The sequence below is a fragment of the Pseudomonas wuhanensis genome, assembly GCF_030687395.1.
Lineage (GTDB): Bacteria > Pseudomonadota > Gammaproteobacteria > Pseudomonadales > Pseudomonadaceae > Aquipseudomonas > Aquipseudomonas wuhanensis.
Window position 1 is genome coordinate 4372787 of record NZ_CP117430.1, and the last position, 21887, is coordinate 4394673.

The 21887-nt window shown below is 57.6% G+C and carries 19 protein-coding genes and 8 pseudogenes; 14 read left to right on the forward strand and 13 right to left on the reverse strand.

Annotated features, from left to right (window positions below; genetic code table 11):
• Nucleotides 1–29: 29 nt before the first annotated feature.
• Nucleotides 30–1061: a hypothetical protein gene (locus PSH88_RS20160; protein WP_305483339.1), complete on the reverse strand. Its 1032-nt coding sequence runs from the start codon at nt 1059–1061 to the stop codon at nt 30–32.
• 299 nt (nt 1062–1360) lie between these two features.
• Here PSH88_RS20160 and PSH88_RS20165 point away from each other — a divergent pair.
• From PSH88_RS20165 to PSH88_RS20175, 3 genes and pseudogenes are all read left to right on the forward strand, one after another.
• Nucleotides 1361–2045 (forward strand): annotated as a pseudogene (locus tag PSH88_RS20165) (Mu transposase domain-containing protein); the annotation flags it as partial.
• Entirely contained in the window at nt 1984–2682 is a 699-nt protein-coding gene (istB, locus tag PSH88_RS20170; RefSeq protein WP_305427033.1) for an IS21-like element helper ATPase IstB, read from the forward strand. The pseudogene PSH88_RS20165 and the gene istB, both read left to right, overlap by 62 nt.
• Nucleotides 2683–3004: 322 nt before the next feature.
• Nucleotides 3005–3494: pseudogene (locus PSH88_RS20175) on the forward strand (helix-turn-helix domain-containing protein); the annotation flags it as partial.
• Between the two features lie 7 nt (nt 3495–3501).
• Here PSH88_RS20175 and PSH88_RS20180 read toward each other — a convergent pair.
• Nucleotides 3502–4464 carry an IS30 family transposase gene (locus PSH88_RS20180; protein ID WP_305422142.1) on the reverse strand — a complete coding sequence of 321 codons (963 nt, stop codon included), beginning with the start codon at nt 4462–4464 and terminating at the stop codon, nt 3502–3504.
• A gap of 88 nt (nt 4465–4552) precedes the next feature.
• Between PSH88_RS20180 and PSH88_RS20185 the strand changes: the two are divergent.
• Nucleotides 4553–4663 (forward strand): annotated as a pseudogene (locus PSH88_RS20185) (IS6 family transposase); the annotation flags it as partial.
• Between the two features lie 51 nt (nt 4664–4714).
• Here the strand turns inward: PSH88_RS20185 and PSH88_RS20190 are convergent.
• Nucleotides 4715–5047 (reverse strand): annotated as a pseudogene (locus PSH88_RS20190) (ATP-binding protein); the annotation flags it as partial.
• A gap of 737 nt (nt 5048–5784) precedes the next feature.
• Here PSH88_RS20190 and PSH88_RS20195 point away from each other — a divergent pair.
• Complete coding sequence (locus tag PSH88_RS20195; RefSeq protein WP_305422249.1) at nt 5785–7011, forward strand: hypothetical protein; 1227 nt, start codon at nt 5785–5787, stop codon at nt 7009–7011.
• Between the two features lie 170 nt (nt 7012–7181).
• On the opposite strand, the gene PSH88_RS20200 is transcribed toward PSH88_RS20195, so the two are convergent.
• Nucleotides 7182–7682, reverse strand: coding sequence for a hypothetical protein (locus PSH88_RS20200; RefSeq protein WP_305422250.1), 501 nt, complete (start codon nt 7680–7682; stop codon nt 7182–7184).
• Between the two features lie 116 nt (nt 7683–7798).
• Between PSH88_RS20200 and PSH88_RS20205 the strand changes: the two genes are divergently transcribed.
• From PSH88_RS20205 to tnpC, 4 genes are all read left to right on the forward strand, one after another.
• Nucleotides 7799–9171, forward strand: a protein-coding gene (locus PSH88_RS20205) for an IS3 family transposase (protein WP_305422251.1) whose coding sequence is annotated in 2 segments (ribosomal slippage) — nt 7799–8270 and nt 8270–9171 — 1374 coding nt in all. Because the reading frame shifts where the segments join, the coding sequence is not laid out codon by codon here.
• 40 nt (nt 9172–9211) lie between these two features.
• A complete protein-coding gene (gene tnpA / locus PSH88_RS20210; RefSeq protein WP_305483341.1) occupies nt 9212–9580 on the forward strand; it encodes an IS66-like element accessory protein TnpA in 369 nt (122 codons plus the stop codon).
• A complete protein-coding gene (gene tnpB, locus PSH88_RS20215) occupies nt 9577–9912 on the forward strand; it encodes an IS66 family insertion sequence element accessory protein TnpB (protein WP_017279403.1) in 336 nt (111 codons plus the stop codon). Before tnpA ends, tnpB begins: the two co-directional genes overlap by 4 nt.
• 83 nt (nt 9913–9995) lie before the next feature.
• Nucleotides 9996–11522: an IS66 family transposase gene (gene tnpC / locus PSH88_RS20220; RefSeq protein WP_305422254.1), complete on the forward strand. Its 1527-nt coding sequence runs from the start codon at nt 9996–9998 to the stop codon at nt 11520–11522.
• Here the strand turns inward: tnpC and PSH88_RS20225 are convergent, their stop codons facing one another.
• The 4 genes from PSH88_RS20225 to PSH88_RS20240 all read right to left on the reverse strand — a co-directional run bounded on the left by PSH88_RS20225 (nt 11523) and on the right by PSH88_RS20240 (nt 14998).
• Nucleotides 11523–11930 carry an AAA family ATPase gene (locus PSH88_RS20225; protein WP_305422256.1) on the reverse strand — a complete coding sequence of 136 codons (408 nt, stop codon included), beginning with the start codon at nt 11928–11930 and terminating at the stop codon, nt 11523–11525.
• A 488-nt stretch (nt 11931–12418) separates the two neighbouring features.
• Nucleotides 12419–13291 carry a hypothetical protein gene (locus PSH88_RS20230; RefSeq protein WP_305422257.1) on the reverse strand — a complete coding sequence of 291 codons (873 nt, stop codon included), beginning with the start codon at nt 13289–13291 and terminating at the stop codon, nt 12419–12421.
• A complete protein-coding gene (locus PSH88_RS20235) occupies nt 13291–13815 on the reverse strand; it encodes a hypothetical protein (RefSeq protein ID WP_305422258.1) in 525 nt (174 codons plus the stop codon). The genes PSH88_RS20230 and PSH88_RS20235 overlap by 1 nt, the downstream gene beginning before the upstream one ends.
• A gap of 109 nt (nt 13816–13924) precedes the next feature.
• Nucleotides 13925–14998 (reverse strand): transposase, encoded by a 1074-nt coding sequence (locus PSH88_RS20240; protein ID WP_305422259.1) that lies wholly within the window; start codon nt 14996–14998, stop codon nt 13925–13927.
• A gap of 65 nt (nt 14999–15063) precedes the next feature.
• Between PSH88_RS20240 and PSH88_RS20245 the strand changes: the two genes are divergently transcribed.
• Nucleotides 15064–15264 carry a hypothetical protein gene (locus tag PSH88_RS20245; RefSeq protein WP_305422260.1) on the forward strand — a complete coding sequence of 67 codons (201 nt, stop codon included), beginning with the start codon at nt 15064–15066 and terminating at the stop codon, nt 15262–15264.
• 60 nt (nt 15265–15324) lie between these two features.
• Here the strand turns inward: PSH88_RS20245 and PSH88_RS20250 are convergent, their stop codons facing one another.
• Together PSH88_RS20250 and PSH88_RS20255 are read right to left on the reverse strand one after the other, a co-directional pair.
• Complete coding sequence (locus PSH88_RS20250) at nt 15325–15642, reverse strand: helix-turn-helix domain-containing protein (protein ID WP_305422261.1); 318 nt, start codon at nt 15640–15642, stop codon at nt 15325–15327.
• Nucleotides 15635–15994 carry a type II toxin-antitoxin system RelE/ParE family toxin gene (locus tag PSH88_RS20255; RefSeq protein ID WP_305422262.1) on the reverse strand — a complete coding sequence of 120 codons (360 nt, stop codon included), beginning with the start codon at nt 15992–15994 and terminating at the stop codon, nt 15635–15637. Before PSH88_RS20255 ends, PSH88_RS20250 begins: the two co-directional genes overlap by 8 nt.
• Nucleotides 15995–16293: 299 nt before the next feature.
• On the opposite strand from PSH88_RS20255, the pseudogene PSH88_RS20260 reads away from it, so the two are divergent.
• The 3 pseudogenes from PSH88_RS20260 to PSH88_RS20270 form a co-directional block, all read left to right on the forward strand.
• Nucleotides 16294–16997, forward strand: a pseudogene (locus PSH88_RS20260) (IS6 family transposase).
• A 53-nt stretch (nt 16998–17050) separates the two neighbouring features.
• Nucleotides 17051–17996 (forward strand): annotated as a pseudogene (locus tag PSH88_RS20265) (Mu transposase domain-containing protein); the annotation flags it as partial.
• Nucleotides 17997–18033: 37 nt separating this feature from the next.
• A pseudogene (locus PSH88_RS20270) lies at nt 18034–18129 on the forward strand (AAA family ATPase); the annotation flags it as partial.
• Here the strand turns inward: PSH88_RS20270 and PSH88_RS20275 are convergent.
• Entirely contained in the window at nt 18115–18864 is a 750-nt protein-coding gene (locus PSH88_RS20275) for a hypothetical protein (protein WP_305422263.1), read from the reverse strand. The pseudogene PSH88_RS20270 and the gene PSH88_RS20275 sit on opposite strands and share 15 nt — an antisense overlap.
• A 108-nt stretch (nt 18865–18972) precedes the next feature.
• Between PSH88_RS20275 and PSH88_RS20280 the strand changes: the two genes are divergently transcribed.
• A complete protein-coding gene (locus tag PSH88_RS20280; RefSeq protein ID WP_305483342.1) occupies nt 18973–20229 on the forward strand; it encodes an IS256 family transposase in 1257 nt (418 codons plus the stop codon).
• 22 nt (nt 20230–20251) lie between these two features.
• On the opposite strand, the gene PSH88_RS20285 is transcribed toward PSH88_RS20280, so the two are convergent.
• Nucleotides 20252–20650 (reverse strand): IS110 family transposase, encoded by a 399-nt coding sequence (locus PSH88_RS20285; protein WP_305422264.1) that lies wholly within the window; start codon nt 20648–20650, stop codon nt 20252–20254.
• 226 nt (nt 20651–20876) lie between these two features.
• A pseudogene (locus tag PSH88_RS20290) lies at nt 20877–21834 on the reverse strand (IS3 family transposase); the annotation flags it as partial.
• Nucleotides 21835–21887: the final 53 nt, after the last annotated feature.

Here is a 21887-nt window from a genome sequence, read left to right on the forward strand (position 1 = left end):
GTCTGGCTCTTCCTCGCCGCCCTCCCTCGCTATACGGAAACTTTCGATAACATCCGCATCGGGTATCCCTTGGGGTCGCTTACCGCTGGCCATTGCTGAGATCTGCTGAGCGGAGATAAAAAACAGTTGTTCTTTTGCTGGTAGTTTGCCGTCGTTCGAAGCCTTTGAAAGTCCACACGAACGCTTCGTCGTATTGTTGCGCCGTCGCGGTTCGGGCCTGGGTCAGTGCTGTCCTGCTCTAGAAAACCGCCTTGAGCAGCAGTTCTGGGGGACAAGTGCGCTTGCAAGTCGAGTTCTAACCTGTGGGCAAGGTTTGCCAGGCGCGGTTTCGCCCGCCCATAGGCTTCGGCGGTCGCCCGCGCGTGGCTTGCAAAAGGAAGGTTGGGGAACGCGTTCGCGCGCGCCTCCTGGGCGGTGCGGGGGAAGTTATCGGCTCGGGGCGGCGGGCCATTCGGCGGCGGTGCACTGTTACTTGGGGTGTAGGCGGGTTGCTGAGGCATGCCCGGCGGCCGTGTAGGCATAGTAGTACCCTGCTGTGTACGAGCCTTTTTAAACCCCTCGGTAGCGATGCGGCTCAAGCTTGACCTGCTGGCAAGGAATGCGGTGCGAGCTTGCCTTGCAGCTACGGTATCCTTGGGGGGGCGCGCAGCGGCACCGGCAAACGCCTCGGCAACGGATTTCCCCAGCGAAAGCAGTACCTTGCCGGCTTTGTCACTGATGCCGAGGAAGCTCATGACGGTAGGGTTGGCAGCCTCGCGCTCATAGCTGACCTTGTCCGCCCCAAGGGCGGACCCGTCCATTCGAAACGAGCCGCCCGAATCGCTATGCTCGACATCTCTTGCGCCTCTTCCACTTTGGAACGTATCCATCACAGTGGAGAGGATCTTCGAAGTGAAGTCGCTCGGGCCTGCCTTATGCTGTTCAAGAAGTGAATTTTTTACTTGCAGCGCCTTCTTGCCAGCAATATTTCTAGCCACATTTATCGTAGAACCGACCTTTGTCATATCAAACTGACGCAATGCCGTTCTCATCGCGGGAAATGCTGAGGTAGAAATGTTCATTAGGTGAGTAACCGAGCCGTGATGACCCTTGAGTGGTGATTAGCAGCTTTAAGTTCCTGTGATTGAAGGCAAGAGGGCAGCCTGCGGCTGCAAATTGGTGCCAGTTTTGCTTGAGAGGGTATCGAATGTGCCATCGAAAACCACCGATTACCTCGCGCTCACATGCCAGACAGCTTTAAACACCGGCCTTTGAAAAATATGTTCACGGCCAACGGTTGCTGGGCAGGTTTGCTTAAGGCCGGGGTTTGAAGCCGGCGGGCATGGAGCGTTGGGCAATGACCGTTAGGAGTTCTCCGCTTCATGAGGTGGTGACCTTCAAGCGCTGCAAGGTCAACATCGACTACCACGTCGAAGTGAATGGCGGCTTCTACAGCGTGCCCTCGGCGCTCGCGCGGCAAAGCGTCGACGCCCGAGTGAGCGCCCATACCGTCGAAATCCTGCATGGACACCGGCGAGTGGCCAGCCACCTGTTGCTCCCGCGGCGCGGCGCCTACAGCACCCAGAGCGAACACATGCCTGCCTCGCACAAGGCCCATCGCGACTGGACACCCCAGCGCCTGCTCGACTGGGGCGAACGGATCGGCCCGCACGTCCGGCAGATCGTCGAACATCAACTGACCCACAAACCCCATCCGGAGATGGGCTACCGCTCCTGCCTGGGCCTGCTCTCGCTGACCCGTCAGTACGGCAACGAGCGCCTTGAAGCGGCGGCATCGCGCCGTCCAGCTGCGCGCGCTCAACAGCCGCACCGTGCGCAACCTGCTCAAGCAAGGCCTTGACCAGCACCTGCTGCCCAAGGCCACCGCTGTACATCCCGCCCGCCACGAGAACGTGCGCGGTGCTGACTATTACACCCAAAAGGAGCTGTTCAATGATGACGCAACACACGCTTAATCAGTTGCACCACCTGCGGCTCAGCGGCATGGCCACTGCGCTGGAAGAGCAATGGACACTGCCGACCTGCCACAGCTTGAGCTTCGATGATCGGCTCGGTCTGCTGCTTGACCGCAAACTGGCCTGGCGCGACAACAAACGCCTGGAGCGACTGCGCAAACACGCCAAGCTCAACTACGCCGGTGCCTGCCTGGAAGACCTCGACCGCCGTCCGGGCAGAGGCCTGGACGAGCGTCAGCTTGCGACTCTGGCCAGCGGTGACTGGATCCGCCAACAGCACAACCTGTTGCTGACCGGCCCAACCGGCGTCGGCAAAACCTGGCTCGCCTGCGCCCTGGGCAATCAGGCCTGCCGCCAAGGCTACAGCACGCTGTACCTGCGCACACCGCGCCTGCTGGAACAACTGCGGATCGCCCATGGCGACGGCAGCTTAAGCCGCACGCTGCAACAACTGGCCAAAGTCGACGTGCTGATTTTGGACGACTGGGCCCTGGCCCCGCTGGAAGACAACGCCCGGCACGACCTGCTGGAAGTGATCGACGACCGCGCCGGCTCGCGGTCAACGGTACTGACCAGCCAACTGCCGGTTGATCATTGGCACGGCTGGATCAACGACCCGACAGTGGCCGACGCCTTACTGGATCGGCTGGTGCACAGCGCGTATCGAATCGTGATGAAGGGCGAGCCGCTGCGACGTAAAAAGACGGAAGAAGAAGCGGCATCGTGACCGATGCGGTTAGAATTTAGACCCCGCGCAATCGGGTGGAGGAACCGGTCACGTTGTTAGCGAAATGACCGGTCACGATGAGCGAAATACGCATCCGCGACCAGCCTTGTGGAGTCGCTTGGTCAGATGGCGTTAAAACGAATGGGGCGGCGGGTTTGGCCATGCGCACTACTGCTCAGTGAGGTCGAAGTCTGGTCTGTATATCGACATGTTCTTCGATAATCGACCTAACCGCTCAGGATACTAGTGTCCTGTCTCTAAAATAAATTCTCCGCAATATTAGCTATGCTTTCTCGGTCATCACACCATCGGAGGCGAACCGATGGGCGCCCAACATATTGTCCCGAGTCCCAAAGAACACGCCGAACTCAGCCACCGCACAAGGTCTGCCACCATCAGTCAACGTGACGGTCGTCGCGCCCGGGTGATCCTGTTGGCCGCTTAAGGTTGTTCGCGAGTTGAAATAGCCCACTTGGTTGGATTTTCTCTGCGCTCGGTCACTCTTTGGTGTCAGCGTTTTCAAGAACAGCGACTAGACGGTTTGATCGACAAGCCAGGTCGCTCGCATCTCACCGGCCAGCGTCCAGCGCATATGGGTCGCCAACGACATAAAACCGCACCTGACACGCACCTTCAAATTGTCCAACGATCCAAAGTTCGAAGAGAAATTCTGGGACGTCATTGGGCTGTATCTGGATCCGCCGGACAAGGCATTAGTGCTCTGTTGCGATGAAAAAAGTCAGGTTCAGGCCCTTGAGCGCACTCAGCCAGGACTACCTTTGGGGATCGGCCATATCCGCACCCAATCGCACCCTGAATTCAACACATAAGTGCAACGCTCACCCCTGCATACACTTCGTACGGTGTCTTCCAGCCCAAGCGTTTGCGCGGGCGTAAATTGATCTGCGCGACCACCCGGTTTACGGCGGCAACGGTCAGCTTGCTGAAGTCGCTACCCTTGGGAAAATACTGGCGGAGCAAACCGTTGGTATTTTCATTCGTGCCGCGCTGGCAGGATGAATACGGATCGGCAAAATACACCTGGCAACGGCTCTTGCGCGCGATGTGCTCATGACCGGCAAACTCCTTGCCGTTGTCCAACGTCAGTGTGTGCACCACATGCCCTTTGAACTGTAAGTTGATCGCCCGGGAGACTTGACGGCGAGTTCGGCGCTTGACCGGGTAAGCGCTAAGATAACCGCTTTTACGCTCAACCAGGGTGACCAGATTACCGCCCACACCATGCACCGTGTCTCCTTCCCAATCCCCCAGCCGCTCTCGGGTTTCGACCTTCTCAGGGCGCTCGGTGATAGACACCCAATTTCGCAACAGCCCCCGCCGATCGTGGCTTCCATAGCGTTTACGGTAGCGCTTTCGACGGTGGCGAAGATGCGTATAAAGCTCGCCGCCACCTCGTTGGTCGCTGGCAATAAACCGATAAATCCACTCGTGACTGACCGTCTGATCCGGCCTCTCTTGCTTCAACCGATGAGCAATCTGTTCCGGGCTCATCCCATGCTTGAGCCATATCGCCAGGTGATGGCTCAGCCAGGTAAGCGGCTTGCAAAACTTACGCGCTCCGGCTCGCCGAGCATCACTTTCATGGGTCGCACAAACCGCCATGTAAATCTTTTTAGGGCTGTTACGGCGAACCTCACGGCTGATCGTCGAAGGATGCACGCCCACCTGTTTAGCGATGCTGGCTTGGCTCTCTTTGGCCCTCAGGCCAGCCTCAATCTGGTAACGTTGGCCCTGAGTTAGCTGCCGGTAAGGCGTGGTCATCTGCGCTTGAATCCTTTGGTGTGAGAGCCTGGATTCTACCGGTGGCTGGCTCTCTGCCTCTCGTTTCAAGCGTTGCAGTTATTCTATGAATTCAGGAATAGAAACCCTGCGAGCCCTTCGCAAAGGTCAGGCAGCGTCCTGGTATTACGGGCACCCCCAAAGCGAAGTGCGCCTGGTGAATAGGGTTTTCGGCCTCTGAGCCCTGTTTGAAGAGCAAACCACTGCTCAGGATCCTATTTGCAACAGTGCCGTCTGAAGTCTCTGTCGCCGTCAATTTCGTTGCGAGTCTGCGCATCGATTCGCCCTTCAGTTCGATCCGATAAGCGTTGTGCACCAGCCGGTCGAGGATCGCATCGCCCAAGGTCGGATCGCCGATCAGTGCGTGCCATTTGTCCACTGGCATCTGGCTGGTCACTAGCGTCGAGCGGTTGCCGTAGCGGTCGTCCAGCAGTTCAAGCATGTCGCGCCGTTGCGCAGCGGTAAACGGCACCAAGCCCCAGTCGTCCAGGATCAGCAAGTCGGTCTTGGCATAACCCGCCATCAGTTTCGCGAAGCGGCCGTCGCCGTGGGCCAGGCCTAGTTCGGGTCGGTTCCGGCTGGGGGCGAAATGACACCCTAAGTGTAGCGGCTCGCGTTTGAAAACACGCTGGCTCGCATTCATCGGCATTTCCGGCTCACATTAATTGCACATGAGATTGCATTCCACGGCACCGGCTCGCGTTTCATCGCGACGGGCTCACGCTATCTGCAAATGACGGGTGGCGGTTTTGCCTCACAGAGGAATGCCGGCCAGCGTGTTTTCTAACGCGAGCCGCTACAGGTAGGCAGTCTCCTGCCAAATGACCGTTTACACAAAACTCATTCCACCCTCGATTCCGGACAACTCAATTATTGTATTTTCGTGTCCGGAACTCGAACCGCTCTCAGACCACTCATTGCTCTCGACACAAGGCCGTGAGTCAACCCACGGTATTTACTCGCCCAGCCTAGGTATGCCTGGCCGTCAGCTGTGCCATAAGGAATCTATCACCAATGCCTATCGCCTCAACCACCCCGCCGCCACACGCTGTTGTGCCAGCCCTGACACCCTCTGTCGCCCCCAATTCAGCTTCGACGACAGCGCCACCAGTGCCACAACGCGCGGAACATACGGATGCGACAGGAGCACGGATCAAGCCGGGCAATTCCTCACAAAAAACTTCGTTGAACCAATCGACCCAGATCGGGTTCATGAACCTTCCCTTGGAGTTGGTACAGCATATTGTCCGTGATGTAGCCAGTGGCTCACCACATGATACGGCCGCGGGGGTGCGCGCCCTCATGTTGAGCAACAAATTTTTAAACCAGGCGGTATCGAATGAGAAGTCGGTCCAGAAACATTACCTTTTTCTGAAACAGTTGATGCCACACTTCAATAACCTCATAGCCCGCATACCGACTCACGAGTTAAATAGCCATACGGTGCTGTTGATGGGGCCTAAACAGCTTCAGGCGCGGGTCACGGCCGCCCTCGGCCTGGCCGACGAGGGGCACAAGGCCACTGCGATCGCCGGACTGGGCGCCGGGCTGGCGGCTCTCGACGCGCCGCAGCAGCAGGCGCTGGTCACGGCCGCCCTCGGCCTGACCGACGAGGCGTACAAGGACCTGGCGATCACCGGACTGGGCGCCGGGCTGGCGGCTCTCGACGCGCCGCAGCAGCAGGCGCTGGTCACGGCCGCCCTCGGCCTAGCCGACCAGTGGAGCAAGGCCGATGCGATCGCCGGACTGGGCGCCGGGCTGGCGGCTCTCGACGCGCCGCAGCAGCAGGCGTTGGTCACGGCCGCCCTCGGCCTGACCGACGAGAGGCACAAGGCCTATGCGATCGCCGGACTGGGCGCCGGGCTGGCGGCTCTCGACGCGCCGCAGCAGCAGGCGCTGGTCACGGCCGCCCTCGGCCTGACCGACGAGAGGCTCAAGGCCCGCGCGATCAAAGGACTGGGCGCCGGGCTGGCGGCTCTCGACGCGCCGCAGCAGCAGGCGCTGGTCACGGCCGCCCTCGGCCTGACCGACGAGAGGCTCAAGGCCCGCGCGATCACCGGACTGGGCGCCGGGCTGGCGGCTCTCGACGCGCCGCAGCAGCAGGCGCTGGTCACGGCCGCCCTCGGCCTGACCGACCAGTGGAGCAAGGCCCGCGCGATCGCCGCACTGGGCGCCGGGCTGGCGGCTCTCGACGCGCCGCAGCAGCAGGCGCTGGTCACGGCCGCCCTCGGCCTGGTCCACGACGGGCACAAGGCCCGCGCGATCGCCGGACTGGGCGCCGGGCTGGCGGCTCTCGACGCGCCGCAGCAGCAGGCGCTGGTCACGGCCGCCCTCGGCCTGACCGACGAGGCGTACAAGGACCTGGCGATCACCGGACTGGGCGCCGGGCTGGCGGCTCTCGACACGCCGCAGCAGCAGGCGTTGGTCACGGCCGCCCTCGGCCTGACCAACGAGAGGCTCAAAGCCGATGCGATCGCCCGGCTGATCATCAAGGGTTATCAAGATTCGAGGGTTCGTGACTATCTGTAGCGGCTCGATAACATCGGTCGCCAGACCTGATTACATCGCTCGTTTCGGGACCCCATTAGCTGAGAATATCGGGCCGCTCCGACCCACAATAAGTGAGAATGAGACCACATTGCCTGAGAACAGCCCGATAACATCCGCTTCGGCCCACATTAGTTGAGAATGATGTCGCATCATACCGGCACGCCCGCAGCCAACAGCCGATCATGCAGTTCCTGCGTGCGTTCTGCCGCGAGCTGGCCGGCGAGGAAGGAGCGCACCTCGCGCGACTTGACGCCCAGGGTGTCGATCAGTTGCTTGACGTTGTATCCGTTGCGCATCAGGCGTGCGCCCATGGCATTCAAGTCTGGCGACAGAACCGCTTCAATGGTGTCCACGTCGATCGGCTTCTGTCCCACGCGGAAGCCTTCGGTGAACGCCCGGTCGAGGTAAAGCTCGAACTGCAATGGTGTCGCCAGGCGCTCGCAGAGCAGCGTGGCAGCGGCATCGGTCAACAGGGTTTGCGGCTTGGTCTTCGCTGCGCTCACATGCGAAAGTACCCAGTCGAGATAAGCGCGACGGTCCGGTCCCAAGCTATCGAACTCGAACAGCGTCACCGGCCCGCCGATCTGCTCCATCGATGAATGCACCAGGTCGTTGCGCAACTTCGGATGTCCGGCCAGGACGATCGACAAGGGGCTCTTCCGTATGCGTCCGGCCAACACACCTTCCTGACCCCGACGCCAAAGGCGATGGTGTCCACCTAATTTGAACTGACCCCAAAAGGTTGGACACAACCTTTGGGGGTGTCATGGGTAAGTACACAGAGCAAGCAAAGCTCGCGGCGGTGCAGGACTACTGCTCCGGTAGCGCGGGCTTGAGAGATGTCGCACACCGTCACAATGTGGACTTTTCATCCCTACGCCAGTGGGTCGCGGCCTATCAGGTGCATGGCGTTGCTGGGCTTAAAGAGAAAAAGCTGCCGCGCTACAGCAACGATTTCAAACTGTCTGTTTTGAAACGTATGCGTGAGGAACAGCTGTCCTATCGGCAGACGGCGGCCTTGTTCGATATCCGTAAGTTCGACATCATCGGCCTCTGGGAACGCCGCTTTGACGAGGGCGGTTTTGATGCCCTTACCAAGCAGCCTAATAGAGCCGGACGCCCGAAAAAAATGCCGACCACCATTCCTTCTGTTCAACCCAACTCAACCGATGACGAATCGCGTTCACGCGATGATTTGCTTGCTGAGGTGAAGCAGTTGCGGATGGAAAACGACTACCTAAAAAAGCTCGATGCCTTGGTTCAGGAGAAGAAACGAGTAGCGCAGCAGAAAAAGCGCAAATCGTAATAGGACTGAGGCCGCTGCATTCTCTCGAAAGCCTGCTGAAGTTTGCCGGTTTGGCACGCAGCACCTTTTACTATCAGCAAAAGGCGCTGCAATCGGCTGATAAGTATGCAGAGCTGAAAGACAAGATTCGCTCGACGTTCGACGAGCACAAAGGCCGGTATGGCTATCGCCGGATAACGGCTGCGGTACGGAGCGCTGGCCATCTCGTCAATCACAAGACTGTTCAGCGACTGATGGCGCAGCTTCAGCTCAAGAGCTTGGTGCGGGTGAAGAAATACCGAGCCTACAAGGGTGAGGTAGGCAAGGCAGCGCCTAATCTTTTGAAGCGTGAGTTCGAAGCTCCGTCACCCAATCAAAAGTGGGTAACCGACGTTACAGAGTTCAAAGTTGGAGGTCAGAAGCTGTATCTGTCTCCCGTTTTGGATCTGTACAACGGTGAAATCATTTCCTATGAGGTTGCCAGACGGCCGCTGTTCGATATGGTCGGGAAGATGCTCAAAGGTGCATTCAAGCGACTTCAGCCGCATGAAAAACCGGTTTTGCACTCAGACCAGGGCTGGCAATATCGAATGCCCATTTACCTGCGGGCTCTCAAAAAGTGCTCCGTTACGCCAAGCATGTCGCGCAAGGGTAACTGCTACGACAACGCGGCCATGGAGAGTTTTTTCGGCACACTGAAGTCCGAGTTTTTTTATCTGAACAAATTTAACGATCTTGATGAGCTTCACGCAGGCATCGACGAGTACATCCAGTATTACAATCACTCGCGCATTAGACTGAAGCTAAACGGCCTGAGCCCTGTTGAATACAGAACTCAGGCTGCTCAGGCATAGATAGATAATCGTCCAACTTTGTGGGGTCAGTTCAATTTAAGTGGACACCATTTTTAGCCTTTTTAAGCGGACGCCTATGCCACAAGAACGCCGTTCCTATTCAAAGTCCTTCAAGGCCCAGGTCATCGCCGAATGCGCGCAGCCTGACACCTCGATCGCCAATGTCGCGTTGACCCACAACCTCAACGCCAACCTCGTCCATAAATGGATACGCGTGCATGCGCAGAAAAACCTGACACTTCAAACCGCCTTCATCCCGGTCAAGACATCGCCGCCGGTGCCGATGCATCAGGCCCTTCCTGCCACGATCCGAATCGAAGTGCCGCATCCAAAAGGCGTAGTCGTGGTGAGTTGGCCGGCAGAAAATGCAGTGGCGTGTTCTGCTTTCCTGCGAGACCTGCTGCGATGATCCGCATCGACTCCATCTGGCTCGCCACCGAGCCCATGGACATGCGCGCCGGCACTGAAACTGCGCTGGCGCGAGTCGTGGCGGTGTTCGGTGCGGCGAAGCCGCACTGTGCTTATCTGTTTGCCAACCGTCGTGCCAATCGCATGAAAGTGCTGGTGCATGATGGCTTGGGGATTTGGCTTGCTGCCCGGCGCTTAAATCAAGGACGTTTCTTTTGGCCTGGCGTGCGGCACGGCTCTGAAGTCGAGCTGGATGCAGAGCAACTTCAAGCCTTGGTGCTCGGCTTACCTTGGCAACGCGTCGGTTCCGGAGGAGCCATCACGGTGCTCTAACTCGCCTGCCATGGCCTGCTTGCCAGCGCAATTGGCGCATCAGTCTATCGCCGCCCATAGCCCTCTCTGGCAAAATCGGCGGCATGACTTCGCATCCGAATCTCGATCAATTAAACCCTGAAGAACTGCGTGCTTTGGCGGCGCAGTTGATCCAGCGCGTCGAGACGATGGACAAGCAGATCAATCATCAAAAGTCGGTCAACGAGAAGCTGGCCCACGAGATCGCGCTGCTCAAGCGCTTCAAGTTTGCCAAACGCAGCGAGCAACTAAGTCCAGATCAGGCCAGCTTGCTCGACGACTTGATCGATACTGATATTGCCGCTATCGAAGCCGAGCTTGAGGCGCTGCAACCGACACCAGTCGAAGCCAAAGTGCGCCAGCAACCTAAGCGCGCAGCGCTGCCGCCGCAGTTTCCTCGCACGCTGATCCATCACGAACCGGACAACAGCCATTGCCAGTGCGGCTGTGCTCTCAAGCGCATCGGCGAAGATGCCAGTGAAAAACTCGACTACACGCCCGGCGTGTTCACCGTCGAGCATCACATCCGTGGGAAATGGGCCTGCGAGCAGTGCGAAACGCTAATCCAGGCGCCGGTACCGGCGCACGTCATCGACAAAGGCATACCGACCGCAGGCCTGCTGGCCCATGTCATGGTGGCCAAGTTCGCTGATCATTTGCCGCTGTATCGTCAGGAAAAAATCTTCGGTCGCGCCGGGCTGCCCATCGCCCGTTCGACCTTGGCGCAGTGGGTGGGCAACTGCGGCGTGCAACTCCAACCACTAGTCGATGCGCTGCGCGAAGCCGTGCTGACGCACGGCATCGTTCACGCCGACGAGACGCCGGTACAAATGCTGACGCCTGGCGCTAAAAAAACTCATCGCGCTTATGTCTGGGCCTATGCCACCAGTCAGTTCTCCGACCTGGCGGCGGTCGTTTACGACTTCAGCCCAAGCCGCGCTGGCGAACATGCCCGAGCCTTCCTGGGCGGTTGGAACGGCAAGCTGGTCTGCGATGACTTTGCCGGCTACAAGGCAGGCTTTGAACTGGGCGTTACGGAGATAGGATGCATGGCCCATGCCCGCCGAAAGTTCTTCGACTTGCATGCGACCAACAAGAGCCAGATCGCCGAAAAAGCGCTGCACTACATCGCGGCCTTGTACGAAGTTGAACGAGAAGTCCGCGAGCTGGAACCGGGTGATCGACAGCGAATACGGCAGGAAAAAGCAGCGCCAATCGCCGACGCACTTCATACCTGGATGACCGCCCAAAGACAGCTTGTGCCTGAGGGTTCGGCCATCGCCAAGGCCCTGGATTACAGCCTCAAACGCTGGATAGCGCTGACGCGCTATCTCGATGACGGTGCTGTGCCCATCGATAATAACTGGTGCGAGAATCAAATCCGGCCGTGGGCTCTTGGGCGCTCGAACTGGCTGTTCGCGGGCTCGTTACGCAGCGGTAAACGTGCGGCGGCGATCATGAGTTTGATCCAGTCGGCGCGGCTCAACGGACATGATCCGTATGCTTACTTGAAGGATGTTCTTACACGCCTGCCGACGCAGCGTGCGAGTGAGATAACCGAGCTGTTGCCGCACAGGTGGGCGCCCGTTTAATCACACAAGGTGTGTTGGGCGGACGCTTACGCTCTTCCCGCTGCGCATGACTTCCATCAGTCGCTTCAGGCTCAGTAGCGTGTCTTCGCTGAGCTGGTGGGCGTCGTCAATGAACAAGACAACCGGCTTCTTCTTTTTCTTGATCAATTCGCGCAGTACGCGAGGCCGTTGCTCACTTTTCTTCGGCATCGGTTCGTCTTTTTCGGTGGACAGGTCGCAGAACAGCGCCAGTTCCAGTGTTTCGATGGTGACGTGCCCGATGTTCAAGGCCAGCGATTGGGCGATCAGGATTTCCTTCTCCTGTTCAAGCGATTCCTGAATCCGCTGCAAGGTCGAGGTCTTGCCCGTACCTACCATGCCCGAGAGGACGATCAGCTTGCCGTCCTTGATCGCCAGCTTCAACGGCACTGTTGCAAATAGTTTGTGGAGTTAAGCTAAAGCCTACCTTGGACTGAAGGAGGCGATAGTGCTCGCAGTCCCAGCTGTACTGGAAGACTTACGGATGGGCGAGTCGATACTCTTGCCAGAGCAAGGCCAGGGTGACGCAGGGCCGGGGTAACTCGGCGTGGACATGATCCCATGGTCGCTTGGAGCGAGCACTGCGGTGGAAAAATGTTTTGCTATCCGGCGATAGTTCGGCACTCGAGGTTAAGCCGTGCTCCGCTGCTTTTTTATAAAACCGGTGAAGGTCACCGGCTTCATGAGAGCATCTCGGCAGGCGAATCCGCGTACCCTGCCAGAGTCAGCCAAGCTTGCTCAGCGTGTCCTTAACCGCCTTTCAATTGACATTGGAAGTCTCCCTGATAGTGCTCTTCCCAGCCGTAACGGTTTCGGGTAACGACAAAGAAAAGTGGAGCCTCATCTTGCGAAGGGATGGTAAATCTATCCCCGGCATTTCAGTCTCGCTCCCACGCATGCTCCATGCTTAGCAAATTTACGATGGGCCGCACACTGGTTGAAGATAACTGGGGAGACATAAGAGGAGCAGAATTGAATGGCATTCTTACACTTCGAATCTCTCTGACATCAATAGCTATGTCCGCCGCAAGCGCTCTCTCAGCTGCTTGAGTCCTGCTAAGATCGGCCCCCGTTACACCTGGACCTAACTGAAGGACGGCCGAGGCGTCCCTTCGTGCCCGTTCAGCGTCCTGTCGGCTGGAATAGCCTTGTTTGGCGGCCCGCTCGTCCCATTGTGCCCGTTCAGCTTCCTGTCGGCTGGAATAGCCTTGTTTGGCGGCCCGCTCGTCCAGTTGTGCCTGTTCAGCTTCCTGTCGGCTGGAATAGCCTTGTTTTGCGGCCCGCTCGTCCTTTTCTGCCAGTCTAGCCTCCTGTCGGCTGGAATAGCCTTGTTTGGCGGCCCGCTCGTCCCTTTCTGCCAGTGCAGCTTCCTGTCGGCTGGAATAGCCTTGTTTGGCGGCCCGCTCGTCCCGTTGTGCCAGGTCAGCCTCCTGTCGGCTGGAATAGCCTTGTTTGGCGGCTAGGGCATCTACCTGTACTCGGTGAACCTCAGCTGTCGAGGTTATGCCGAGCTTCGCTGCTTTTTTATACAAAGAGCTTCGGGATGCAACCCGCCCCTTTGCTTTCTTGTCCCCGCGCTCCAGTTCATCATCCGTGACAGCACATCCAGTGAACGTATTCGTGTTGATGTCACCACCTGGTTTGTGCCTACACCGGCCAGCCTTAATGGTGGTAGCGCCCGAGCCGGAGCTTTTCGAGGAAGGATAAGGCGCCGCGGCCCTTTGTCTATCTTCACGGCGCAAAGTCGTCACTATTGCTCTTGAGGAGCTGGCAAGCGAGCTGGGGGGGGCTGCCCAGACGCATCGGAGTAGCGCGAGTCCTGCGTTGATCCCGTTGTGCGACTATCGACCGAATGCCCCGAAGGCAATGATGCGCCAGAGAAGTCTTGAGGGTTGCGTTGTTCAATCAACGCGCGCGTCAGCTCATGTGGAGAGTACTGCGCCTTCAGTTCATCAATCCGGCGGGCAACGCTGCCATCCATGTTTGCAAGCGAGTATCTTTCGCCTTCCAACGGCGCGATGCGTTGCAAAAGAGACATCGGTGCTGGCGCGTGACTCACCGAAGAGGACGCTGGCGCGGGGACGATTGGCGCATTATTTTGCTGCGACCAACCTTGACGAGCGCCGTTTTGTTGAAAGTGCCGAATGTCATCCACTTGGTAAGGGAGCTGAAAGGGACGCGCCTGGTTGAGCGAGTCGGTAGTGGCCTGCGGATCGAATCCGAGCTGAAAGCAATCGCTCGCGTGAGCTGCGGAACAGGGCGATAGGGGACGCATGGTGGCTCCTGTGACTGGGGCTTGGCATTTTTTCGTTTGGGCAGGCCACCTGAAGCAATGTGCTTGCCGCAGCCCGGCATCTGCGCACTAAAAGCTTCTTGTGTTGATACTATGTGGCAAAAGCGGGCGAAGCGTTCCATATTACAAACGCAATACTGCAGGCACTGTTGCAAATAGGATCCTGAGCAGTGGTTTGCTCACTATCCCAGAACGCGGGCACCTGAGAATTAGTGGTCCCCTGCTGCAGGCGGAACACGGCGTGTTGCCCGCTGGTGAGGACCTGATGCAGGATCAGGTAGCTGAAGTAGCCCCGGTCGAAAATGACCAGATCTCCAGGCTCCAGTTTTGCCAGATGTTCTGGCACACAGCGGCGTTCGTCGTTATGGGGTACCAGCTCGAAATCGTAAATCAACTGCTCCTGCAAGTTGTACAACCCGCTCACCATGGCGCAAGGGTAATGCCGGGTCGTCTCCCGTGGTGTTTTATAGCCGTATTCCAGCAGGCCGCGGGGCGCATTGATTTTCGAGCCGTCGATGGCAAAGACCCGATGCCCTTTCCAGGTCGGCGTGTCCCGGTGAGCGTGCCAAAGTGAAATCAGTTCGTCGTTGAGCGTTTTGAACACGGTTTCCGGCAGCTTCTGCCGGGCTTCACACAGGGAAGATGCCGCAACGGCATCCGTACGGGGCAGAGTGATTCCTTTGTTTGTACAGGACTCCCACAGTGCACCAAGACTGCTGCCATAGCCCTGTCGGTTCCTGCTTAAAACCATCTTCAGTATGAATACAACCAGCAACCGTGTATCAATCACACGCCGGCGTTTTTGCCATTCTGGATCCGTGGACTGGCAGGTTCGCTGAAATAACTTACCGACTTTTGTCCAGAACACAGACATTTCTTCATGGGGCATCGAGGGGGGGAGCCTTGCTTCGCTGTCCAGCAAACAAACATAGCGCACCTTAACCGAATGCCATTGGTAATCCGGAACCCCAGAAAATTCCGTCGGAAGCGGGGCGCGCAGCCCGGGACGGGCGAAGGCGTGAGGATCGAAGCCCGAAGGGCCAAGACCCGCCGCGCTTTTGGCCGGGGCTTGGTTTACGAGAGCCGTTTCGGCGAAGCCGAACACGCACAGCGGCGGGGTTGGGTAGGTGTAACTGCTTGCAATCGAAAACGGCCATGCTTGCAATCAACGCTATTTCAGGCTCGGATTAATTGCTGTCCAAGCTATTCATCATTACAAGGAAGCAAGCAATGACCGAGCAATACGACCCGCAAGGCCGCTATAACATCTACGATGAAGACGACCAAATAAGGGGCCAGGTGGTGAAGGGCGTGCTGTATGAGGGGGCACCGGATTTCCGCCAGGAAACAGGCCGATTCACAGCGGAGGATCTTGAGGGGCTGAACTTCGTCCATCAAGGCGCCAGGTTCAAACTGGTGCGCCAAGGCTAGGCCCTGCGTTACCAATAACGAAAGCCCCCTGCTAAAGCAGAGGGCCTATGTGTGGAAAGGTTAAGCCAGTATCTCGATACCGTGCTTTTCCACGATGGCCAGCAGCTTGAGGGCCATGCCACTCGGGCGCTTGTCGCCGGCCTCCCACTGCTTGACCGTCGATGCGCTGGTGTTCAAGTACCGGGCAAAAATCGGCTGACTGACGTGGCTGCGCTGACGAATTTTCTTGATCTGCGCAGGCCTGATTTCAGGCACTTCGGCAATGCAGGTCTCATCGAATTCCCGCATGGTGGCCTTGTCGATAGCGCCGATGGCCAGCAGTGCATTGGCCGAGCTGTGAATCGACTCGAAAGCCTCGCTTTTGAATTTCTTAGCCATTGCTGCATATCTCCAAAAAGTCTTTCCGCTTCAGCAGAAGCTGGATTTGCTCGTTGCTCAAGCCTTCATAGGCTTTGGCAAGCTTCTTGAATCCGGCCAGCTCCTTTTTACCGATGTTGTCCAGGTCGCTCTTGGCAAACAGGAACTGATACACCCAGTAGTCGCCGCCCTTCGCCAGGATGATCGAGCGATGCCGGTTTTCATTCAGGCGTTTTTTCCAAACGCCACCGCCGAGATCAACCGCCTGACCCTGCATCACTTCCTTGATCGCTTCGCACAGATCCGCATCAGGGATTTCAGCCTTCTTTACTGCAGAAGCAAAGGTTTTCGTTTTAAACACCCTCATTGGCATAGACTCTCCTAGTGATAAAAAGTTACCACCTAGTGGTATAGATGTCAAAGATTTCAACCGCGCGCCGGGGGCCAGCTGGACTGCGAATAACGGGATTAAACACCCAGAAAAAAACCCGCATTCTCGGGCTTTGGGTCTTTCGTTACTACCAGGAATTCAACGCCGGTGACGGCGGCTCAGATCCTCGCGCAAACGCTGCGGCAAAAAGAGCCCGTAGAACGGCTCGGGTTCTGGCGGGCACTGTTGCAAATAGTTTGTAGAGTTAAGCTAAAGCCTACCTTGGACTGAAGGAGGCGCGTATGAACCCTTTCCATGGTCGGCATTTTCAGGGCCCCATTATTCTCTGGGCCGTACGCTGGTATTGCAAATATGGCATCAGCTACCGTGAGCTGCAGGAGATGCTCGCCGAACGCGGCGTCAATGTCGACCACACCACGATTTATCGTTGGGTTCAGCATTACGCGCCGGAGATGGAAAAACGTCTGCGTTGGTACTGGCATCACCCTACAGATTTGCGCTCCTGGTGCCTCGATGAAACCTATGTCAAGGTCTCGGGGAAATGGTTTTACCTGTACAGGGCCACGGACAACCGCGGCCATACCCTCGATTTTTACCGTTCCCCCGTCGCAACACCCAAGCCGCCTACTGGTTTTTACGCAAGACGCTCAAGCCTCTGAAGGCGTGGAAAATCCCTAAAGTCATCAATACCGACAAGGCGCCCACCTATGCCAAAGCGCCGGTAGTGCTAAAGCAGGAAGGCAAATGCCCTCCGGACGTGGAGCAGCGACAGGTGAAGTACCTGAACAACGCCATTGAGTGCGATCATGGAAAACTCAAACGCATAATCAATCCAATGCTGGGTTTCAAATCCCGTAAAACGGCGTATGCAACGATAAAAGGAATAGAAACCCTGCGAGCCCTTCGCAAAGGTCAGGCAGCGTCCTGGTATTACGGGCACCCCCAGGGCGAAGTGCGCCTGGTGAATAGGGTTTTCGGCCTCTGAGCCCTGTTTGAAGAGCAAACCACTGCTCAGGATCCTATTTGCAACAGGGCCGTTTCGCCTTTCTCGGCGACACATCGCAGATACTGGTACTCGACAATCTGCGCAGCGGCGTTACCAAGGCACATCGCTACGAGCCCGACATCAACCCCAGTTACCGCGACCTGGCCGAGCATTACGGCGTGGCTGTGCTGCCCGCTCGCTCGCGCAAACCCAAGGATAAAGCCAAGGTCGAAGTCGGCGTGCAAGTGGTCGAGCGGTGGATCCTGGCGGTGCTGCGCAACCGCCAGTTCTTCTCCGTGGGCGAACTCAACACAGCCATCGCGCTGCTGCTGGATCGCCTCAATCAGAAGCCCTTCAAGAAGCTGCTAGGCTCACGCCGCTCGGCCTTCGAGACCATCGTCGACCAACCCGCACTGCAACCGCTCCCAGAACATCCGTATGTCTACGCCGAATGGAAAAAAGTGCGGGTGCACATCGACTACCACGTCGAGGTCGACGGCCATTACTACTCGGTGCCGTACCAACTGGTGAAGCACCAACTCGAAGTGCGGCTAATCGATAAGACCGTCGAGTGCTTCCACGTCAACCAGCGGGTGGCCAGCCATCTGCGCTCGCCGCACAAAGGCCGCCACACAACTCAAACCGAGCACATGCCCAAAAGTCACCGCGAACATGCCGAATGGACGCCGCAGCGACTGATCCACTGGGCAGAGCAGACCGGCCCGAATACAGCCGGCGTCATCGCCTACATCCTCGAACGCCGGATCCATCCGCAGCACGGATTCCGCGCCTGCCTGGGCATCCTGCGCCTGAGTAACAGCACGGCGAAGAGCGGCTGGAAGCCGCTTGCCAGCGTGCGTTGGCACTCGGCGCGTGCAGTTACAAAAGCCTGAATCGATCCTGCGCCAAGGCCTGGAACGGCTGCCGCTAGCCCAGCAAAACCTGCCGCTGCTGCCCGACGAACACATCAACCTGCGCGGCCACGGCTACTACCACTGACCTAAAAAAGGAACACCAAAATGCTACCCATCCGACTCTGGACAAACTACAAACCCTGCGCCTGCACGGCATGATCAAGGCGCTTGGCGAACAACACGCAACGCCTGACATCAACGATCTAAGCTTCGACGAGTGAAGGACTTGGAGACGGTGATTTTACGGCCAATGCTTCGAAGTGGCCGCCCATGTCCAGAATGAACCCTTCTTTGGCATCTGGGTGCTTTGAGCCCTGTATCTCATCGAGAACGTGCCCAGGCAGCACCTGAATCACATGGATACGCACTTGCTCATTGGGCGGCTTACCAAAGTTGAGGTTGTCCACGAATCGCTTTGCCAGCGTGCCGCTCGCCAGCACCATTTGGTCTGGCTCTTCCTCGCCGCCCTCCCTCGCTATACGGAAACTTTCGATAACATCCGCATCGGGTATCCCTTGGGGTCGCTTACCGCTGGCCATTGCTGAGATCTGCTGAGCGGAGATGAAAAAACAGTTGTTCTTTTGCTGGGTAGTTTTGCCGTCGTTCGAAAGCCTTTGAAAGTCCACACCGAACGCTTCGTCGTATTGTTGCGCCGTCGCGGTTCGGGCCTGGGTCAGTGCTGTCAGCTGCTCTAGAAAACCGCCTTGAGCAGCAGTTCTGGGGGACAAGTGCGCTTGCAAGTCGAGTTCTAACCTGTGGGCAAGGTTTGCCAGGCGCGGTTTCGCCCGCCCATAGGCTTCGGCGGTCGCCCGCGCGTGGCTTGCAAAAGGAAGGTTGGGGAACGCGTTCGCGCGCGCCTCCTGGGCGGTGCGCGGGAAGTTATCGGCTCGGGGCGGCGGGCCATTCGGCGGCGGTGCACTGTTACTTGGGGTGTAGGCGGGTTGCTGAGGCATGCCCGGCGGCCGTGTAGGCATAGTGGTACCCTGCTGTGTACGAGAGGGTGTAATTAGTTTTGTGTAAACGGTCATTTGGCAGGAGACTGCCTACCCCAAGGAAATCCAATGACCGAGCCAAAACCCAAGCGCGCCAAACGAGTCAAGCCTGATCCTGAACTGGTTAAATTGGCCGATAGCCTGCTGACCAATTACAAAAAGCCCGAGGACCTCATCGGTGAAAACGGCCTGCTCAAACAGCTCACCAAGATGCTGGTCGAGCGGGCCCTTGAAGCCGAAATGACCGAACACCTGGGGCACGACAAAAGCGCAGCGATCACCAACGCTGCCGCCAATGCGCGCAACGGTCACAGCGGTAAAACCCTAAAGGGCGACTTCGGCGAACTGCCGCTGGACATACCTCGCGACCGCCAGTCCTCCTTCGAGCCGCAGCTGGTGGCCAAGCATCAAACCCGCTGGACGGGCTTCGATGACAAAGTTATTTCTCTCTACGCTCGCGGTTTAAGTGTCAGAGAAATTCAGGCGCACTTGCAGGAGATGTACGGCACAGAGGTCTCTCCCAGCCTGATCCCGGCGATTACCGACGCGGTGAGTGACGAGGTCAAGCTCTGGCAGGCCCGACCGCTGGACGCGCTGTACCCGATTCTCTACCTGGACTGCATTCACGTCAAAGTGCGCGATGCCGGCGCCGTGCGCAACAAGGCGGTTTACCTGGCCATCGGCGTCAATATGGCGGGGCACAAGGAAGTGCTGGGCTTGTGGATCGCGCAAACCGAAGGCGCCAAATTCTGGCTGCAAGTGGTAACTGAACTCAAGAATCGGGGCGTGCAGGACATCTTCATTGCCTGCGTGGACGGCCTCAAAGGCTTCCCAGAGGCGATTGAAACGGTTTACCCGAAAGCCGTCGTTCAGCTGTGCATCGTGCACATGGTGCGCAACAGTTTGAACTTCGTATCGTGGAAACGGCAGAAAGAAGTCGCGGCTGATCTCAAGCTGATTTACACCTCAGCCACCGCCGAGCTGGCTGAGCAACGGCTCTGCGAATTTGAGGCAAAATGGGACGCCGAGTACCAATCAATCAGCCTGTCATGGCGACGAAACTGGGCTCGGGTGATCCCGTTTTTTGACTATCCAGCCGAAATTCGCAAGGTGATCTACACCACCAATGCTATCGAATCGATCAACATGAGCCTGCGAAAAGTGATAAAAACGCGTGCGTCATTTCCGACCGATGAGGCGGTTATGAAGCTGTTTTATCTGGCGCTGAACAACATCAGCAAAAAGTGGACAATGCCGATCCGGGACTGGAAAGCGGCTTTGAATCGCTTCAGTATCCAGTTTGAAGACCGGCTGTTAACGGTTTAATAGAAATCCCGTTTACACAAAATCAGGGACACCCTCGCATCGCCTCGGCCACACCCGATTGGGTCTTGGCGATCGCCGTGGCGTTTCCCGAAAGAACGGATCGAGCCGCGCTCTCGGCGTCGGTGGGATCGGATTTCCCCTGGAGCCGGCGTTTGGAGCGATCAGGGCGGTTAACCTCCAGCACCTCGATGCCATGATCACGCAGGACACGGGCTAAACCCGCGCCATAAGTTCCGGTGCCTTCCACGCCGGCACGCTTCAACATACCGAAGGAGTTGGCCCAGGTAACGAGCTTGAGATATCCGCTGGTATCGGTTGTTACCGCCAAGCAGCCAAGCAGGTTTCCATTCGTGTTGATCAAGACCCCTACGTGGGTATCCAGATGTGTATCAACTCCCAAGATGACTTCGTTTTCGTCCATGGGGCTGTTCATGACTAATGCCTCCGATGAGAACGCATTACCAACCCCATACGCAGGACAGGACACTCAAGATGCAGGACAAGGCTCCTATCAGGTCACAGACGCTGGGCCCGGCAATGCCAGGGAACGTCAGCGTCCAATCGACAGGTCAACGCAAAGGCACTCTATTGGCCAATCCCAGCACGGGTCAGATTGGGCCGACGCTCTTGAGCATAGTGAACTGAGTGTCCCAGCAATTTCCTCGGCGACTCATGCTCTGGCGCATGCGATAACGCCACAATCGCTGACGAAATAGCCGGCTTGCGTATTGCGACCCCTGATCCGAGTGAAACAGCAGACCCGAAGGCCTGCCACGCTGCTCGTAGGCCATATCCAGGGCCTTGATCACCAGTTCAGCGTCCGGCTTTTCCGACAACGCCCAGCCCACCACCCGACGCGTGCAAAGATCCAGCACGACAGCCAGGTAATGCCATTTCCCCTGGGCCCAAATGTAGGTGATGTCACCGCACCACACCTGGTTGGGTGCCGGAACATCGAATTCCCGATTCAAGATGTTCGGGATATCGAGTCGCTCTACGGTCGCTCGTTTGTAGGCATGTGATCCGGGTTGTTTGCTGACTAAATCAAGCTCGCGCATCAAGCTGCGTACTTTGAATCGACCGAGTTGCTCACCGTCTTCACGCATCTGCGACAGGATGCTGCGGCTGCCCGCCGCACTGCGACTTTGCGTGAACAACTCGCTCACCCGGCTGCGCAACCTAAGCCGTTCAACATCGGGCGTGCGGCGCCTAAGACGCTGGGCGTAGTAGCACGAACGAGTCACTTCAAACACCTTGCACAGCCAATCAACTGGCTCATGAACGCTCAACTGGTCAATCAGCGCGAACGCTCGTGATCTTCCGACATCAAGAGCGCGGTAGATTTTTTAGTATGGATTTTTCCCGTTCAAGACGGGCAATTCGGGCTTCCAGCTCCTGAATTTTCTGTTGTTCCGGGGTCAATGCTTTGCTCTGCGGCGTAACACCTTGGCGCTCCTGCTGAACCTGATCAACCCAGCGGCGCAGGGCCGACTCGCCGACGCCGAGTGAACGGCTGGCTTCGATGTAGCTGTAGTTTTGCTTGAGCACGAGGTCGGCAGCCTCGCGTTTGAATTCAGCAGAAAAGGAACGGCGTTGTTTGGTCATCTGACACCTCGATCTGGCGAGCATTCTCGCCTAAATGGGTGTCCGGTTTCATT

Bases quoted from the DNA above. Each gene is read 5' to 3' on its own strand.
- PSH88_RS20160 (WP_305483339.1), bottom strand. From the start codon at position 1,061: ATGAACATTTCTACCTCAGCATTTCCCGCGATGAGAACGGCATTGCGT.
- istB (WP_305427033.1), top strand. From the start codon at position 1,984: ATGGCCACTGCGCTGGAAGAGCAATGGACACTGCCGACCTGCCACAGC.
- PSH88_RS20180 (WP_305422142.1), bottom strand. From the start codon at position 4,464: ATGACCACGCCTTACCGGCAGCTAACTCAGGGCCAACGTTACCAGATT.
- PSH88_RS20195 (WP_305422249.1), top strand. From the start codon at position 5,785: ATGTTGAGCAACAAATTTTTAAACCAGGCGGTATCGAATGAGAAGTCG.
- tnpB (WP_017279403.1), top strand. From the start codon at position 9,577: ATGATCCGCATCGACTCCATCTGGCTCGCCACCGAGCCCATGGACATG.
- tnpC (WP_305422254.1), top strand. From the start codon at position 9,996: ATGACTTCGCATCCGAATCTCGATCAATTAAACCCTGAAGAACTGCGT.
- PSH88_RS20235 (WP_305422258.1), bottom strand. From the start codon at position 13,815: ATGCGTCCCCTATCGCCCTGTTCCGCAGCTCACGCGAGCGATTGCTTT.
- PSH88_RS20245 (WP_305422260.1), top strand. From the start codon at position 15,064: ATGACCGAGCAATACGACCCGCAAGGCCGCTATAACATCTACGATGAA.
- PSH88_RS20250 (WP_305422261.1), bottom strand. From the start codon at position 15,642: ATGGCTAAGAAATTCAAAAGCGAGGCTTTCGAGTCGATTCACAGCTCG.
- PSH88_RS20255 (WP_305422262.1), bottom strand. From the start codon at position 15,994: ATGCCAATGAGGGTGTTTAAAACGAAAACCTTTGCTTCTGCAGTAAAG.
- PSH88_RS20275 (WP_305422263.1), bottom strand. From the start codon at position 18,864: ATGCCTCAGCAACCCGCCTACACCCCAAGTAACAGTGCACCGCCGCCG.
- PSH88_RS20280 (WP_305483342.1), top strand. From the start codon at position 18,973: ATGACCGAGCCAAAACCCAAGCGCGCCAAACGAGTCAAGCCTGATCCT.
- PSH88_RS20285 (WP_305422264.1), bottom strand. From the start codon at position 20,650: ATGGACGAAAACGAAGTCATCTTGGGAGTTGATACACATCTGGATACC.